17 protein-coding genes are annotated in these 15721 nt (G+C 72.0%); 7 read left to right on the plus strand and 10 right to left on the minus strand.

The genetic code is table 11. The annotated features are described in order from the left end of the window. Positions 1-5 precede the first annotated feature (5 nt). The 8 genes from ACF1DX_RS05080 to ACF1DX_RS05115 all read right to left on the minus strand — a co-directional run bounded on the left by ACF1DX_RS05080 (position 6) and on the right by ACF1DX_RS05115 (position 7459). On the minus strand, positions 6-203 hold the full coding sequence (locus ACF1DX_RS05080) for a hypothetical protein (protein ID WP_391789866.1): 198 nt from the start codon (positions 201-203) through the stop codon (positions 6-8). A gap of 26 nt (positions 204-229) precedes the next feature. Further along, a complete protein-coding gene (locus ACF1DX_RS05085) occupies positions 230-814 on the minus strand; it encodes a dihydrofolate reductase family protein (protein WP_030860277.1) in 585 nt (194 codons plus the stop codon). A 133-nt stretch (positions 815-947) separates the two neighbouring features. Continuing rightward, the gene (locus ACF1DX_RS05090; RefSeq protein WP_391789867.1) at positions 948-1469 is read right to left on the minus strand and encodes a hypothetical protein; all 522 of its coding nucleotides are present in this window, start codon (positions 1467-1469) and stop codon (positions 948-950) included. A 3-nt stretch (positions 1470-1472) separates the two neighbouring features. Next, complete coding sequence (ctaD, locus tag ACF1DX_RS05095; protein WP_391789868.1) at positions 1473-3164, minus strand: cytochrome c oxidase subunit I; 1692 nt, start codon at positions 3162-3164, stop codon at positions 1473-1475. 123 nt (positions 3165-3287) lie between these two features. Continuing rightward, entirely contained in the window at positions 3288-3818 is a 531-nt protein-coding gene (locus ACF1DX_RS05100; protein ID WP_391790449.1) for a hypothetical protein, read from the minus strand. Positions 3819-4001: 183 nt separating this feature from the next. After that, positions 4002-4616, minus strand: a complete 615-nt coding sequence (locus ACF1DX_RS05105; RefSeq protein ID WP_391789869.1) for a GNAT family N-acetyltransferase — start codon at positions 4614-4616, stop codon at positions 4002-4004. Positions 4617-4806: 190 nt separating this feature from the next. Next, on the minus strand, positions 4807-5814 hold the full coding sequence (locus ACF1DX_RS05110) for a family 2 encapsulin nanocompartment cargo protein polyprenyl transferase (RefSeq protein ID WP_391790450.1): 1008 nt from the start codon (positions 5812-5814) through the stop codon (positions 4807-4809). 238 nt (positions 5815-6052) lie between these two features. Next, a complete protein-coding gene (locus ACF1DX_RS05115; protein WP_391789870.1) occupies positions 6053-7459 on the minus strand; it encodes a family 2B encapsulin nanocompartment shell protein in 1407 nt (468 codons plus the stop codon). Positions 7460-7765: 306 nt separating this feature from the next. Between ACF1DX_RS05115 and ACF1DX_RS05120 the strand changes: the two genes are divergently transcribed. The 3 genes from ACF1DX_RS05120 to ACF1DX_RS05130 all read left to right on the plus strand — a co-directional run bounded on the left by ACF1DX_RS05120 (position 7766) and on the right by ACF1DX_RS05130 (position 9811). Further along, positions 7766-8344 carry an N-acetylmuramoyl-L-alanine amidase gene (locus ACF1DX_RS05120; protein WP_391790451.1) on the plus strand — a complete coding sequence of 193 codons (579 nt, stop codon included), beginning with the start codon at positions 7766-7768 and terminating at the stop codon, positions 8342-8344. Positions 8345-8477: 133 nt separating this feature from the next. Beyond that, positions 8478-8903, plus strand: coding sequence for a DUF6010 family protein (locus ACF1DX_RS05125; RefSeq protein WP_391789871.1), 426 nt, complete (start codon positions 8478-8480; stop codon positions 8901-8903). Beyond that, positions 8900-9811: a 1-aminocyclopropane-1-carboxylate deaminase/D-cysteine desulfhydrase gene (locus ACF1DX_RS05130; protein ID WP_391789872.1), complete on the plus strand. Its 912-nt coding sequence runs from the start codon at positions 8900-8902 to the stop codon at positions 9809-9811. Before ACF1DX_RS05125 ends, ACF1DX_RS05130 begins: the two co-directional genes overlap by 4 nt. Positions 9812-10051: 240 nt before the next feature. On the opposite strand, the gene ACF1DX_RS05135 is transcribed toward ACF1DX_RS05130, so the two are convergent. Next, entirely contained in the window at positions 10052-11644 is a 1593-nt protein-coding gene (locus tag ACF1DX_RS05135) for a Na+/H+ antiporter (protein WP_391789873.1), read from the minus strand. A gap of 60 nt (positions 11645-11704) precedes the next feature. Between ACF1DX_RS05135 and ACF1DX_RS05140 the strand changes: the two genes are divergently transcribed. The 3 genes from ACF1DX_RS05140 to ACF1DX_RS05150 all read left to right on the plus strand — a co-directional run bounded on the left by ACF1DX_RS05140 (position 11705) and on the right by ACF1DX_RS05150 (position 13794). Further along, positions 11705-11965: a UBP-type zinc finger domain-containing protein gene (locus tag ACF1DX_RS05140; RefSeq protein ID WP_030860259.1), complete on the plus strand. Its 261-nt coding sequence runs from the start codon at positions 11705-11707 to the stop codon at positions 11963-11965. 258 nt (positions 11966-12223) lie between these two features. Further along, entirely contained in the window at positions 12224-12637 is a 414-nt protein-coding gene (locus tag ACF1DX_RS05145; protein ID WP_004925829.1) for an anti-sigma regulatory factor, read from the plus strand. A gap of 17 nt (positions 12638-12654) precedes the next feature. Then, on the plus strand, positions 12655-13794 hold the full coding sequence (locus ACF1DX_RS05150) for an RNA polymerase sigma factor SigF (protein WP_391789874.1): 1140 nt from the start codon (positions 12655-12657) through the stop codon (positions 13792-13794). Positions 13795-14104: 310 nt separating this feature from the next. Here the strand turns inward: ACF1DX_RS05150 and ACF1DX_RS05155 are convergent, their stop codons facing one another. After that, entirely contained in the window at positions 14105-14548 is a 444-nt protein-coding gene (locus ACF1DX_RS05155; protein WP_391789875.1) for a hypothetical protein, read from the minus strand. A gap of 115 nt (positions 14549-14663) precedes the next feature. On the opposite strand from ACF1DX_RS05155, the gene ACF1DX_RS05160 reads away from it, so the two are divergent. Next, positions 14664-15632, plus strand: a complete 969-nt coding sequence (locus tag ACF1DX_RS05160) for a diacylglycerol/lipid kinase family protein (protein WP_391789876.1) — start codon at positions 14664-14666, stop codon at positions 15630-15632. Positions 15633-15721: the final 89 nt, after the last annotated feature.

The following is a 15721-nucleotide window of genomic DNA, read 5'->3' on the forward strand; positions in this document are numbered from 1 at the left end:
CCACGCTAGCGCTTGGTGGGTGCCCGGTTCACGGCTTCCTCTACTTCTGCTTCCGCTTCCTGGAAGCGGGATTCCCGGCACCTCGGGTTGCGGCACGGGCCGTGCGTCCACACCGGGACCCACGCGCCCAGCGTCTTGTGGCGCCGGACCACTGTCTCCACCGGCTGTCCGCAGACGGGACAGACGGGTTGTTCGCTGTCCATGCCCCCAGGGTAGGCCCGGAATGGGTTCAGCGCTTCCTGCTGTACGTCCGCACCAGCGCACCGTTGCCGAACGAGCGCACCGACTCCAGCGCGAACTGCGTGATCGCGAAGCCGGAGCCGAACATCGGCATGCCGGAGCCCTGCACGATGGGGTACGTCTTGATGACCAGCTCGTCGATCTCGTCGACCAGCGCGCCGGCGAGCTCGGCCCCGCCGCACAGGTAGATGTCGTACGCGCTGTCCTCCGCCTTCAGCGCGCGCACCCGGCCGACCAGGTCGTCCGCGATGATCTCGACGTTGGGGTCGGGCGACTCCCCCAGCGTGCGGGAGGCCACGTATTCACGCAGGTGGGCATAGGGACTGGTGATGCCCTCCTTCAGGGCGATGTCGTAGCTGCCCCGGCCCTGGACGATCGTGTCGAACCGCTTGTTCGGCAGGTCGTCGATGTTCATCTGCCGGCGGGCGGGGCTCGCGATGGTCTCCGGGTACTCCGCCACGAGGAAGCCGAGGAACTCCTCGTCGACGAAGGCGTACATCGCCGACGCGTCGCCCTGCGGGTCCCCGATGAAGCCGTCGATGGAGCAGGCGATGTAGTACGTGAGCTTTCGCAACGCGGCCTCTTTCCGTGGACTGCCTTCGCTCGAACAACTCCAGTTGTAGTACTTCACTTGTAGTGGTGCAAGGAGGTTTGCCGAATCAGCCGCAAGTGGGTGAAGGGATTCCGCATAGAGGCGGCCCGGGCGCCTAGGGCCTGGGGTGCCCGCGGCCCGTCGTCGTGCGGCGGACCATACGGGTGTGCCGTACGGCGAACACCAGGAAGAGGCCCACGACCAGGGCCGTGACGAACACACCGAGGGCGACAGTGGCCGCCGCTCCCGCGACCGGACCGGCGACGGTCAGGGCGGCGACCGCGCCGCGGGAGCGGCGGGTGCCGACGGGCAGCGGGGCGTACGGCAACTGTGCCCACTGCCGGGCCGCCTCCCGCTGCTCAGCGGCGCGCCGCACGGCGGCATCGGTCCACAGGGCGGCAGCGGCCGTACCACCCGCGACCGCCACCCCCACCGGCACCCACCAGGCCGTGGCCACGAGCAGCACCAGGGCGACCGCCCCGAGGGTGCCCCAGGCGGTCAGGCAGGCGAGCGCCGCCGTACGACGGGACAGCGGCCGGTCGGCTCCGGCGCGCAGGTCGGTGAGGGCCGGCAGGTACCAGACCGATCCGGCGGCCGTCACCACCGCGCACCCCAGGGCCAGTACGGGCTGCGGCACGGCTCACCTCACCGGTTCGAGCGCGGCGATCTCGGGGTGGTGCAGGTCGAACGCCGGGGACTCGCTGCGGATCTTCGGCAGGGTGGTGAAGTTGTGCCGCGGGGGCGGGCAGGAGGTCGCCCATTCCAGGGAACGGCTGTAACCCCAGGGGTCGTCGACGCCGACCGGCTTGCCGTACTTGGCCGTCTTCCAGACGTTGTAGAGGAACGGCAGGATCGACAGGCCGAGCAGGAACGACCCGATGGAGGACAGGGTGTTCAGGGCGGTGAAGCCGTCGGCGGCGAGGTAGTCCGCGTAGCGGCGCGGCATGCCCTCGACGCCCAGCCAGTGCTGGACCAGGAAGGTCAGGTGGAAGCCGGCCGTGAGGGTCCAGAAGGTGATCCTGCCGAGGCGTTCGTCGAGCATCTTGCCGGTGAACTTCGGCCACCAGAAGTGGAATCCGGCGAACATCGCGTACACGACCGTGCCGAAGACGGTGTAGTGGAAGTGCGCCACGACGAAGTAGGTGTCGGAGACGTGGAAGTCCAGCGGGGGCGAGGCCAGGATGACGCCGGTCAGGCCGCCGAAGAGGAAGGTGGTCAGGAAGCCCAGCGTCCACAGCATCGGCGCCTCGAAGCTCAGCGAGCCCTTCCACATGGTGCCGATCCAGTTGAAGAACTTCACGCCCGTGGGCACCGCGATCAGCATCGTCATGAAGGCGAAGAACGGCAGCAGCACACCGCCGGTGACGTACATGTGGTGGGCCCATACGGTCACCGAGAGGCCGGCGATGGCGATGGTCGCGCCGATCAGGCCCATGTAGCCGAACATCGGCTTGCGGGAGAAGACCGGGATCACCTCGGAGATGATGCCGAAGAACGGCAGCGCCAGGATGTACACCTCGGGATGGCCGAAGAACCAGAACAGGTGCTGCCACAGCAGCGCCCCGCCGTTGGCCGAGTCGAAGATGTGGCTGCCGAACTTCCGGTCGCACTCCAGCGCGAACAGCGCCGCCGCCAGCACCGGGAACACGATCAGCACCAGCAGCGCCGTCAGCAGCACGTTCCAGGTGAAGATCGGCATGCGGAACATCGTCATGCCGGGTGCGCGCATGCAGATGATCGTGGTGATGAAGTTGACCGCGCCCAGGATCGAGCCGAAGCCGGACAGGGCCACACCCATGATCCACAGGTCGGCCCCGATGCCCGGTGAGTAGACCGCGTTCGACAGCGGGGCGTACAGGAACCAGCCGAAGTCGGCGGCTCCTCCCGGGGTGAGGAAACCGGCGGTGGCGATCGAGGAGCCGAACAGGAACAGCCAGAAGGCCAGCATGTTCAGCCGGGGGAACGCCACGTCGGGCGCGCCGATCTGCAGCGGCATGATCCAGTTGGCGAAGCCCGTGAACAGCGGCATCGCGAACATCAGCAGCATGATCGAGCCGTGCATCGTGAACGCCTGGTTGAACTGCTCGTTCGACATGATCTGCAGGCCGGGCCGGGCGAGTTCGGCGCGCATCACCAGCGCCATGACCCCGCCGACGATGAAGAACACGAACGCGCTGACCAGGTACAGCGTGCCGATCTTCTTGTGGTCGGTGGTGGTCAGCCAGTCCACCCACGCGGCCCGGCGCACCACGGGTGTCCCTTCGGACGGCGGCACCGGACGGGACCGTCCGGCCTCCGCGGCTTCGACCTTCTCCATGCGTATCTCGTCCACCGGACGTCTTCCTCCCCAGGCTGTTCCGCGCGCCCATGATCGACGGCGGGGGGAGGGGTCCACATGGGTCGAAGGGTCCCCGCGAGGGTCCCGGGCGGGGGCCGATGGTCCCTGTTCCCGCCGTCAGCCCTCCGCACGGGGGGCCGACGGTGCTTCCCGGGCGGCCCCCGCGGGCCACACGATCTCCACGGGGACGCCCCGGGCGCGGGCGTAGGTCACCAGGTGGGCGGTGGCGTCGCGGCCGTCGGACGGGGAACCGTCCCAGACGGCCAGGAGGAGACCGCCGGCGGCGACGAGCCGTTCGTCCGCGCCGATGCAGGAGTCGCGGTCCACCGGGTCGTAGGTCAGCAGGCGCACCTCGTCGGCGAGGGTCAGCAGTTCGCCGGCCGCCATCCGGTCCCGCCGGGGCGGCAGGGCCGGCACCCCGATGCGCGTGGGGATCACCACGGCCAGCGGGCACCCCGCCGCCCGCGCGGCCCGGCCGGACGCCAGGGGCGTCCCCGCGCCGGTGCGCACCATGGCCACGGCCGGGGCGGGCCGCCGCGCCAGCCGGGTCCGCAGCACGGACTCCACCAGCAGGAGCGTGTCCGGGGTCAGGTCGGCGTGCCCCACCACCGCGATGTTCCCGCTCGTCGTGCCGTCGTCGCCCGTCATCGTCATCGTCACGCCCCTGCCGGCCTCGTCGTCCGACACCCGCCGGGTCCGTCGGTGCGGCCGGCGGGCGCTGCCCGCGAGCCAGTGAAGTCCGGACGCGCGCCGGCGGCCAGGGCCGAACGTCCCTTCCGGGGGCCCGGGCCCGCCGGCGGCCGGCTCCCCGGCCCCGGCCCGGCCGGTCCGTCAGCCGGTGGTGCGGGGTTCGCGCCACATGGGCCACATGTACGGGCCGTCCGGGAGGGCCAGGGGCTCTCCCGTGGTCTCGAAGCCGAGGCGCCGGTACAGCAGGGCACTGCGCTCGCTGCTCGCCTCCAGGTACGCCGCCAGCCCTTCCCGGTCGCAGCGGTCGAGGACGGAGCCGATCAGCGCGGTGCCGAGTCCCTCGCCCTGGCGGCCGGGTGCCACGCCGATCATCCACAGGTACTCGTGGGCCCGCCCCGAGGGGTGGACGCCCGCGGTGAGCCGGCCGATCAGTTCCACCCGCTCGTTGTCCGGGTCGACGGCCCGGCGCATCCGCGCGAAATCGTCGTCGTCCGGCTGATCCCCGCCGTGCCCGGGGTCGTCCGCCGGTACGGACATCCACAGCGCGCACGCCGAGCCGTCCTCGGTGAGGTCGACACGCCCCTCGGCGAGCACGGCGTCGGTGAAGGCCGCCATGAGCCTGTGGTGCGTCGTACGGCGGTACTCGTCACCGGGGAAGACCCAGCCACTGACCGGGTCGTCCTGGAACGCCTCGTCCAGGAGCCGGACGATCAGCTCCCGGTCTCCGTCCCCAGCCGTCCGGATCGCCACGCCCATGTCCGCCCCTTCGCCTCAACCGTCGCCGAACGTACGGACGTCGAGCCTAGTGCGGGACGGGCGTGGGGAGGACGGGCCCCGCACATCGTGGGGAAGTGCGGGACCCGCCGGGCCGGAGCCACGGTGCCGTGCGGGGTCAGGAGCCGCACGGCACCGTGGGTCCGGGGCCGGGGAGACGGCCGAAGGGCCGTCAGGTGGTGCGCCGTGTCACGAACTCGGCCAGGGCCAGCAGCCCGCCCGCCGCCTCCGGGTCGGGCACCGCGCGGGCCACTTCCTGCATCGCCCGGGCCATCCGGTCGGCCGCCTGGGTCTGCGCCCAGTCCCGGCCACCCGCCCGCTCCACGGCCAGCGCGATCTCCTCCAGGTCGTCCTCCTCGTGGTACGGGGTCGCGTACACGGCGGCGAGCTCCGCGGCCTCCGGAGTGCCGGAGGTGAGCGCGGCGACCACCGGCAACGACTTCTTGCGGGCGGCCAGATCCGCGCCGGCCGGCTTGCCGGTGCGGCGCGGATCGCCCCATATGCCGATCACGTCGTCGATGAGCTGGAAGGCCAGTCCCGCCTCCCGGCCGAACCCGTCCAGGGCCGCCACGTCCGCGTCCTGGGCGTCCGCGTACAGCGCCCCGATCGCGCAGGCGCAGCCGAGCAGGGCGCCGGTCTTGGACTCGGCCATGGCGAGCGTCTCGGCGAGGGTGACCTCGCCGGGGTCCCGCTGCTCCATGGCCGTGTCGACGTGCTGCCCCACGCACAGCTCGACCACGCAGTCCGCGAGCCGGACCGCCGCCGCCGAGGCCGCCGGATGGGAGTCCTCGGCGAGCAGCCGCAGGGCGAGCGCCTGGAGGGCGTCCCCGGCGAGGATCGCGTCGGCGTCCCCGAAGACCGTCCAGGCGGTGGGCCGGTGGCGGCGGGTGGTGTCCCGGTCCATCACGTCGTCGTGCAGCAACGTGAAGTTGTGGACCAGTTCCACGGCGGCGGCCGCCCGCACGGCGGCCGCCCGGGCCACGGGCCCGCCCAGGGCGGAGGCCGCGGTGAGCACCAGGGCGGGGCGGATCGCCTTGCCCGAACCGCCCCCGGCCGGGGTGCCGTCCGCCTGTTCCCAGCCGAAGTGGTAGAGCGCGACGCGGCGCATCGGGCCGGGCAGCGAGCCGAGGGCGGCCCGCAGCACCGGGTCGACCGCGGCCCGCGCCCGCTCCAGCAGCATCGCCGCCTCGTGCCCGTCACCGGGCCGCTGCTCCGGCACCGCCGGCGTCTCGGCCGTGTTCTCCGCCGTAAGCCCCGTCTTCGGCTCCGTGATGGACTCCGTCATCGACTTCCCCCTGGGACCGGCTCGGTGAAGGAGCGGAGGTGCGGTGCTTCCGCACCCGTCGAGCGCGTACCCCCGAGGTGTACCCGCCCGGACGGGCGGGGACACGGCGTGCGGGGCGGGAGCCGGCGGCAGGTCACCGCCAACGGCCGATCTCGACGTTCTCCAGGACGCCGAGCGCGTCCGGTACCAGGACCGCGGCCGAGTAGTAGGCCGTGACCAGGTACTTGATGATGGCCTGTTCGTTGATGCCCATGAACCGCACGGACAGACTCGGCTCGATCTCGTCGGGGATTCCGGCGGCCCGCAGTCCGATGACGCCCTGCTCCTCCTCGCCGGTGCGCAGGGCGATGACGGAGGTCGTCCGGGCCTCGGTCACCGGGATCTTGTTGCACGGGAAGATCGGCACCCCCCGCCAGGTGGGGATGCGGTTGCCGCCCATGTCGATGGTCTCGGGGACGAGTCCCCGCTTGTTGAGCTCGCGGCCGAACGCGGCGATCGCACGCGGGTGGGCGAGGAGCAGCCTGGTCCCGCGTCGCCTGCTGAGCAGCTCGTCCATGTCGTCGGGGCTCGGCACGCCGTTGTGGGGCTGGATCCGCTGGTCGTACTCGCAGTTGTGGAGCAGGCCGAAGTCGCGGTTGTTGACGAGTTCGTGCTCCTGGCGCTCCTTCAGCGCCTCGACGGTCAGCCGGAGCTGCTGTTCCGTCTGGTTCATGGGCTGGTTGTAGAGGTCGGCCACGCGGGTGTGGATGCGCAGCACGGTCTGGGCGACGCTGAGTTCGTACTCGCGTGGCCTGGCCTCGTAGTCGACGAAGGTGTGCGGGATGTCCGGCTCTCCGCTGTGACCGGCCGCGAGGTCGATCTCCTTCTCTCCGTATTTGTTGGTGCGCTGTCCCGGGACCGTGAGCCGCCGGCGGAGGTGGTCGCGCAGGGTGTCCGACCGCTCGGCGACCTGTTCGACGGCCTCGCGCGGCAGCACGAGCACGGTGCAGGCGGTGAGGGTGCGGGCGGTGTACTCCCAGATGGCGTCCCCGCCCAGCAGCGCCTGTTCGCCGAAGTAGGCGCCGTCGGCGAGGACCCCGAGGGACTCGTCCTCGCCGTAGGGGCCGGTGCCGACCCGCTCCACCCTGCCGTGCGCCAGCAGGTACACCTCGTCGGCCGGGCTGCCGAAGGAGGCGACGACCTGGCCGGCCTCGATCTCCCGCTGCCGGCAGCGGGCGGCCAGCTCGGTCAGCACCTCGTCGTCCTCGTACCCCCGCAGCACCGGAAGCTCGCCCAGTTCCGCGGGAATGATCTCGACGCGGTCGCCGGTCTTCACGAACGTCATCCGGCCATCACCCACGGCGTACGTCAGCCGCCGGTTGACCCGGTATGTACCACCCTGCACATCGACCCAGGGCAGCATGCGCAGCAGCCAGCGCGAGCTGATCTCCTGCATCTGCGGCACGGACTTGGTCGTGGTGGCCAGGTTCCGCGCGGCCGCCGTGCCGAGGCTCTGCTGCTGCCTGGCCTGCTCCGTGCGGACCTCTTCGCCTACCGACATAGAGAATTGCCCTCCCCGATGGTGATCCCGCACCCGGCCGTGCCGGGCGTGGCATTGCGCGATCAAGCCTTCCTCACGCAGCGTGCGCGCACCATTACCCGATCGAGCGGGATTGGATCTTGGGAGGACTGGGCAGACATGGGCGCCTGTTCGACGGCGCCGTACCGGAAGGAAATTGTCCGGATCGGCTCGTACAGGAGACGGACGAGTAGTTGAACTCACTCCTTTTAGGTATAGGCCTGGTGGCGAGCGGTCGCGAAGGGCGGTCGTCGCCCGGCACGAAGGAGGGCGGTCATGGCCCCACCCATGTCCGCGAGCGCGTTCCTGCGCGCTCTGAAGGCGGAAGGACTCACGGTCGTCGAGGTCGGCGACTGGCGCGACCACAACCGCAACCACAAGGGCCCGTGGGGCCCGGTCCACGGCGTGATGATCCACCACACCGTGACCAAGGGCAGCGCCCGCACGGTCGACATCTGCCGCAAGGGCTACGAGGGTCTGCCCGGCCCCCTGTGCCACGGCGTCATCACCAAGGACGGCCGGGTCCACCTCGTCGGCTACGGCAGGGCCAACCACGCCGGGCTCGGCGACGACGACGTGCTCCGCGCGGTGATCGCCGAGAGGGCACTGCCGACGGACAACGAGGCGAACACCGACGGCAACCGGCACTTCTACGGCTTCGAGTGCGAGAACCTCGGCGACGGCGAGGACCCCTGGCCGGCGGCCCAGCTGGAGGCCATCGAGAAGGCCGCGGCCGCCGTGTGCCGTCATCACGGCTGGAACGAGCGGTCGGTGATCGGGCACCTGGAGTGGCAGCCGGGGAAGGTGGACCCGCGCGGGTTCACGATGGGCTCGATGCGGAAACGGATCGGCGACCGGTTGAAGTGACGCGCGGGCGCGACGGCGCACGGCCCGGTCGGCGACAACCCGTTGGAATCTGTCGCTCGCTCCCCTGGGGCCCGTGGCGGCCCGCTCCTAGCGTGGTGAACCGTCCCCGACGGTCCCAGGAAAAGGCCTCGCCATGCAGTACGTCGCCCCGGTCGGCATCGGTGTCCTCTACGCCCTGCTGATGTCCCTCGTCCGTGAACCGCACCGGCGGCGCCTGAACGCCCTCATGGTCGCCGGTGCGGGCGCCGCCTACCTCAGCGGCGGCGGGCTGGGCGGCTGGGAGTTCGCCTTCACGGCGCTGGTCACCTATGTGGCCTTCCGCGGCCTGGACTCCTGGACGTTCATCGGCGTCGGCTGGCTGCTGCACACCGCGTGGGACGTCGTCCACCACATCAAGGGCAACCCCATCGTCCCGTTCGCCCACACGTCGTCCCTGGGCTGCGCGATCTGCGACCCGGTGATCGCCCTGTGGTGCCTGCGGGGCGGTCCCTCCCTGACCGGCATGTTCCGGGACCGCGGCCGAAACCGTGAGGAGCCACGGGCGACAATGGCCCGGTGACCGGCTCCGACACCCCCGACGCCCTCGCGGGCCTGCGCCCGCGGCTGCCCTCCCCGCTGCGGGAGGCCGCGGACGGGCGGTTCGAGCGGCACGGGGTACGGCTCCTGCTGAAGCGGGACGATCTGATCCACCCCGAGCTGGTCGGCAACAAGTGGCGCAAGCTCGCGCCGAACCTCGAAGAGGCGGCCGGGCGGACCGTGCTCACCTTCGGCGGCGCGTACTCCAACCATCTGCGCGCCACGGCCGCCGCCGGCCGGCTGCTCGGCCTGCGCACGGTCGGCGTGGTGCGCGGGCAGGAACTCGCCGGCCGCCCGCTCAACCCCTCGCTGGCCCGGTGCGCGGCCGACGGGATGCGGCTGCACTTCGTCGACCGGTCGGCGTACCGCCGCAAGGCCGAGCCGGAGACCCTGGCGGCCGTGCTCCGCGCGGCGGACGCCGAGGACGCGTACGTCGTGCCCGAGGGCGGCAGCAATCCCGCGGCCGTGCGCGGCTGCCGGGCACTCGGGGAGGAACTGGCCGGCCGGGCGGACGTGGCGGCGGTGGCCTGCGGCACCGGCGGCACGCTGGCCGGACTGGCCGCCGGGCTCGGCGGCGGGACGCGCGCACTGGGCATACCCGTGCTCAAGGGCGGCTTCCTGGCCGATGACATACGGGCCCTGCAGAACGAGGCGTTCGGCGGCCCGCGCGGGGACTGGAGCCTCGACGACCGCTTCCACTTCGGCGGTTACGCCCGCGTCCCCCCGGAACTCGAGGTGTTCGCGAAGGACTTCGAGCACCGCCACGACATCCTGGTCGAACGTCTCTATGTCGCCAAGTTGCTTTACGCCCTTGTCGCCCTGGTGGAGGAGAACGCGTTCCCGCGCGGGAGCACGGTCGCCGCGGTGATCACCGGCCGGCCCTTCCCTTAGGGCCTGTCCGGCGGATCGTGCCGGGGACGCGGGGCACGGCACGCCCTCCCCCACTGCCCGAAAGGACGTGGGCGGTGCCCCCGGCGGCGTTGTCGCCGGTCGCCGGCCTCCCCACTGCTCGGCTGCGCCGGAGCGGGAGGGCCCCATGCGCGGGGGACCCCATCTCGTCGACGCCCTCCCCCGCCGTGCAGCCGGACGCTCCCCGCACTCGACCGCACTCGCGCGGCGCCCCCTCACCCCCTAGGTCGTCTCCCGGAACGCCGCCGCCTCCTCCAGGTCCAGCCGGCGCAGCAGCGTGCGCAGCATCTCGTCGTCGATGTAGCGGCCGTCGCGCAGGCGGACGAACACCTCGCGCTCCGCGCTGATCATCTCCCGGGACAGCCGTCGGTAGGTGTCGTCCACCGACTCCCCGGTGACCGGGTTGACCTGCCCGAGCCGTTCCCAGACGGCGTTGCGGCGACGCTCCAGGACGGTGCGCAGGCGTTCGGCGAGCGGTGCGGGCAGGGCGTTGCGCTCGTCGGCGAGGAGCTCGTCCAGGCGCTGCTCGGCGATCCGGGAGGCCTGCGCCTGGGCGTTGGCCTCGGCCAGGGTCTCGGCCTGCGCGTCGCGTCCGGGGAGCTTGAGCACCCGGATCAGCGGGGGCAGCGTCAGCCCCTGCACGACCAGGGTCCCGATGACGGTGGTGAAGGTCAGGAAGAGCAGCAGGTTGCGCTGCGGGAAGTCCTCGCCCTCGGTGGCGACCGGGATCGAGAAGGCGATGGCCAGCGAGACCACGCCCCGCATCCCGGCCCAGGCGATGACGAACGGCGCCTTCCAGCCGGGCCTCCCCTCGCGCTCCCTGATCCTCGCCGACAGCATCGGCGGCAGCCAGGTCGCCGGGTACACCCAGAGGAACCGGATCACGACGACCACCGCGAAGACGGCGACCGCGTACCAGGCGGCGTCGATGCCCTCGTACTCGCCGAGCCCTCTCAGGACGACGGGAAGCTGCAGTCCGATCAGCGCGAACACCGCGGACTCCAGGACGAACGCGACCATCTTCCACACCGCGTCCTCCTGGAGGCGGGTGGCGAAGTCGACCTCCCACGCGCGGTGCCCCAGGTAGAGGGCGACGACCACCACGGCGATGACGCCGGAGGCGTGCACCTGCTCGGCGACGGCGTAGGCGACGAACGGGATCAGCAGGGAGAGCGTGTTCTGCAGCAGCGCCTCCTTCACGTGGGTGCGCAGCCAGTGCAGCGGTGCCATCAGCACCAGGCCGACCGCCAGCCCGCCGACCGCCGCGAGCAGGAACTCGCCGACTCCCCCGGCCCAGGTGGCGCCCTCGCCCACCGCGGCCGCGACGGCGACCCGGAACGCGGTGATCGCGGTGGCGTCGTTCAGCAGGGACTCGCCCTGGAGGATGGTGGTGATCCGGGACGGCAGACCCACCCGGCGTGCCACCGCCGTCGCCGCGACCGCGTCCGGCGGGGCCACCACGGCGCCGAACACCAGCGCCGCGGTCAGCGGCAGACCCGGCACGATCAGGTACAGCACCCAGCCGACGGCGAACGTCGCGAACAGCACGTACCCCACCGACAGCAGCGCCACCGGCCGCAGTTGCGCCCGCAGGTCGAGATAGGAGCTGTCGGTGGCCGCCGTGTGCAGCAGCGGGGGCAGGATGAGCGGCAGGACGACGTGCGGGTCGAGCGTGTACTCGGGCACGCCGGGGAGGTAGCTGACCGCCAGCCCGGCGGCGACCAGCAGCAGCGGTGGCGGCACCGGAGTGCGCCGGGCGGCCGCGGCAATCGCGGCACTGCCCGCCACCAGCAACAGCAGCGGCATCACATCCATGTCGGGCCCACCCTCGTTTTTCCGCGCGGCTCCCCGCGCGGGCGTCGTAATCTGGCAATCATGAAACAGTGCACGCACGCCGACGCGCTGCCGCACCCGGAACCCGTCCCGCTCGGTGAGACGTGTCCGGAGTGCCTGCGGGACGGCACCGATCCGGTGCAGCTGCGCCTCTGCCTCACCTGCGGTCACGTCGGGTGCTGCGACTCCTCGCCGAACCGGCACGCCACGGAGCACCACAAAGAAACCGGCCACCCCGTGATGAGGACCCATGAGCCCGGCGAGGACTGGCGCTGGTGCTTCGTGGACCACGTACTGGTGTGACCCGGAGTGACCCCGGTGCCGGACGGTTCGACCGTCTGACGTCTGGGTACGTCAATGCGGCGCGCGCTCTTCCCATTTGGGAGCCGCAGACCCCTAGCCACGGAGCGTATTCATAGTTTTACTATGAGTGACAGCAGACGGGTCGGGGTCCCGGGGACAGGACCGTCGAGAGCGCGATAGCGTCACCGCTGAACCACGTAGCGCGTTACCCGGGGGCGAATCAGGCCCTGAAACGCTTGTACCACCTTGGAGGTGAGGGTGTCCCAGATCGCAGGCGAGCCCGCGACCCAGGACTTCGTGGAAGTCCGGCTGCCGGCCGCGGGGGCCTACCTGTCGGTGCTGCGTACGGCCACGGCCGGTCTCGCGGCCCGTTTGGACTTCACCCTCGACGAGATCGAGGACCTGCGCATCGCGGTCGACGAGGCCTGCGCGATCCTGCTCCAGCAGGCCGTGCCGGGTTCGGTGCTCAGCTGTGTCTTCCGGCTCGTCGACGACTCGCTCGAGGTGACCGTCTCGGCGCCGACCACGGACGGTCACGCCCCTTCGCGGGACACCTTCGCCTGGACCGTCCTGTCCGCGCTCGCCGGCAAGGTCTCCTCCGCCGTGGACGAGGACAAGACCGTGTCGATCAGCCTCTACAAACAGCGCGGCGCGGGACCCGGGCCGGCGTGAGGAGCGAGGACGGGCCGGTGCGGGACGAAGAACGCGGCACACGGGAGCTGCCGGCCGAGCGCGTGCCGGACGGCATCGACGGCATCCCCGAGCAGGCCCGGCCGCATCCGGAGGACGACTCCACGGAGGCCGTCGCCCCGGGCGGCGGGCAGTCCGGCGGGGCCGCGCGGGGCGCGCCCGCGGCCGGACCGGCCGGGGTCGCTCCGGGCCAGGGGGGCGCCCCCGCCAGTGCCGGGCCGGCAGCGGGGGACGAGGCGAGCGCTCGGGGAAGGGCGACGGGCGGGACGATGAGCGAGCACGAGCGACACGCCGAGGACGAGGCGCCGCGGGCGCCCGCCGCCCGGGGCACGCGGAGCACCCCCGGCGCTCCGGGCGCCCAGGGCGGGCACGCGCACCACAACCCGCAGGACCGCAGCGGGGCGCGCGCCATGTTCCTCGAGCTGCGCACGCTGCAGGACGGCACTCCCGAGTACGCGGAGCTGCGCAACCGCCTGGTGCGCATGCATCTGCCGCTCGTCGAGCACCTCGCGCGCCGCTTCCGCAACCGCGGTGAGCCGCTGGACGACCTCACCCAGGTCGCCACCATCGGGCTGATCAAGTCGGTCGACCGCTTCGACCCCGACCGGGGCGTGGAGTTCTCGACGTACGCGACCCCGACGGTCGTCGGCGAGATCAAGCGGCACTTCCGCGACAAGGGCTGGGCGGTGCGGGTGCCGCGCCGGCTGCAGGAGCTGCGGCTGTCGCTCACCACGGCCACGGCGGAGCTGTCCCAGCTCCACGGCCGCTCCCCCACGGTGCACGAGCTGGCCGAGAAGCTGGCCATCTCCGAGGAGGAGGTCCTGGAGGGCCTGGAGTCCGCGAACGCGTACTCCACGCTGTCCCTGGACGTCCCCGACACCGACGACGAGTCCCCGGCGGTCGCCGACACCCTCGGCGCCGAGGACGAGGCGCTGGAGGGCGTGGAGTACCGGGAGTCGCTCAAGCCGCTGCTGGAGGACCTGCCGCCGCGCGAGAAGCGGATCCTGCTGCTGCGCTTCTTCGGCAACATGACCCAGTCGCAGATCGCGCAGGAGGTCGGCATCTCGCAGATGCACGTCTCCCGGCTGCTGGCCCGCACCCTGGCCCAGCTCCGGGAGAAGCTGCTCGTGGAGGAGTGACCCGGCTCGGGCGCCGGGGCGCCGGGGTCCGTCTCCCGGATCGGGCCGCCCCGGGTGACGGCGCCTGGCAGCCGGGCCGGGCGGGGGCCATGGGGTTCCCTCCCGCGCGCGGGGTCCCCGGCCGGGACAGGCGCACACCTCCACGCCCTCGGGGCTCCCTCCCGCGTACGGGAGTCCTCTCCGCTCGAACGGAGCCGGGAGTGGGGGCAGTCGAGCGTGGGGAGCCGGCGACCGACGACACCGCCGCTGGGCCCCTCCCCAGGGGGTGCACGCCGACCCCCGCGACCCCGGCAGGGTCCGGGGACGGACGCTACTTCTCGGCGTTCCCGGGTCCCCGGATGCCGAGGGCCCGGGTCGTCTCGGGGTTGACCAGCAGGACGAGCGCGGTGACGGACACGACGGCGAGCGCGATTCCGGCGGGGATGGCCACGCTGTCGGAGCGCAGCAGGTTGTAGGCCACCGGCAGCGCGATGATCTGCGTGATGACGGCGGGGCCGCGGCTCCAGCTCCGCCGGGCGAACAGTCCCCGCGCGGCGAGCAGCGGGAGCAGCGCGAGCACGATCAGCGTCACCCCGCCGGTGACCGCCTGCTGACGGTCGTCCGGTTCGCCGGTGAGGGCGAGGACCGCCATCCACACGCCGCCGGCCACCAGCGCGAGCCCCTCCAGGGCGGCCAGCGCCGCGGCGTACGTCAGACGGCGCGGGCGGGGGCCGGTGGCGTCCGGGGCGGTGGTGGGGGTCTGCTCACTGCTCACCCCTGAAGGGTAGTCCTCGCCGCGCACGCCCCCGTGTCGAGGTTCACGCCCCGTCTCCCCCCTCCGCCCCGACTCGGTCTGGGCCCGGTACCACTGAGTAGGTACCCTGCACGTCATGCGTGCACTTCTCGTGGTCAACCCGGCGGCAACCACCACCAGTGCGCGCACGCGCGATGTGCTGATCCACGCACTCGCCAGCGAGATGAAGCTGGAGGCGGTCACCACCGAGTACCGCGGGCACGCGCGCGACCTCGGCCGGCAGGCCGCGCAGAGCGACGACATCGACCTGGTGGTGGCCCTCGGCGGGGACGGCACGGTCAACGAGGTCGTCAACGGTCTGCTGCACGCGGGGCCCGACCCGGAGCACCTGCCCGGTCTCGCCGTGGTCCCCGGCGGCTCCACCAATGTCTTCGCCCGCGCGCTGGGCCTGCCGAACCAGCCCGTGGAGGCCACCGGCGTCCTGCTGGACGCGCTGCGCGAGGGCCGTGAGCGCACCGTCGGCCTGGGTCTGACCTCGGGCACGCCGGGCTCGGACGACGAGGCCGTACCGGCCCGCTGGTTCACCTTCAACGCGGGGCTGGGCTTCGACGCCGGCGTGGTCGGCCGGGTGGAGCAGCAGCGGGAGCGCGGCAGGAAGTCGACCCACGCGCTGTACATGCGCCAGGTGGTCCGTCAACTGCTCGGCGATCCGCACCGGCGGAACGGGGTGATCACGTTCGAGCACCCGGACGAGGAACCGGTCACCGATCTCGCGCTCTCCATAGTCTCGAACACCTCGCCGTGGACGTTTCTCGGCAATCGCCCGATCTACGCGTCGCCTAAGGCCTCGTTCGATACGGCGCTCGATCTCTTCGGTCTGCACCGGCTCTCCACCGCCGCGGTTGCCCGGTATGGCACCCAGTTGCTCACTTCGTCCCCGGAGCGCGGACCCCGCGGCAGGCATGCGGTCTCCCGGCACGATCTGACGCACTTCACCTTGCATTCGAAGGTGCCGCTGCCCCTCCAGATGGACGGTGACCACCTGGGGCTGCGAACCAGCGTGACGTTCACAGGCGTACGCCGTGCACTGCGTGTGATTGTGTGAGCAGAAAGGGCCAAAGTCCTTTCAGTCGAACGTTTAGGCCAGGGTCCACCCCATGGAAGTACGGCTGTGACCTAGTCGACACCGAAGAA

Origin of the sequence: Streptomyces sp. NPDC014676, assembly GCF_043084105.1 — a bacterium.
Lineage (GTDB): Bacteria > Actinomycetota > Actinomycetes > Streptomycetales > Streptomycetaceae > Streptomyces.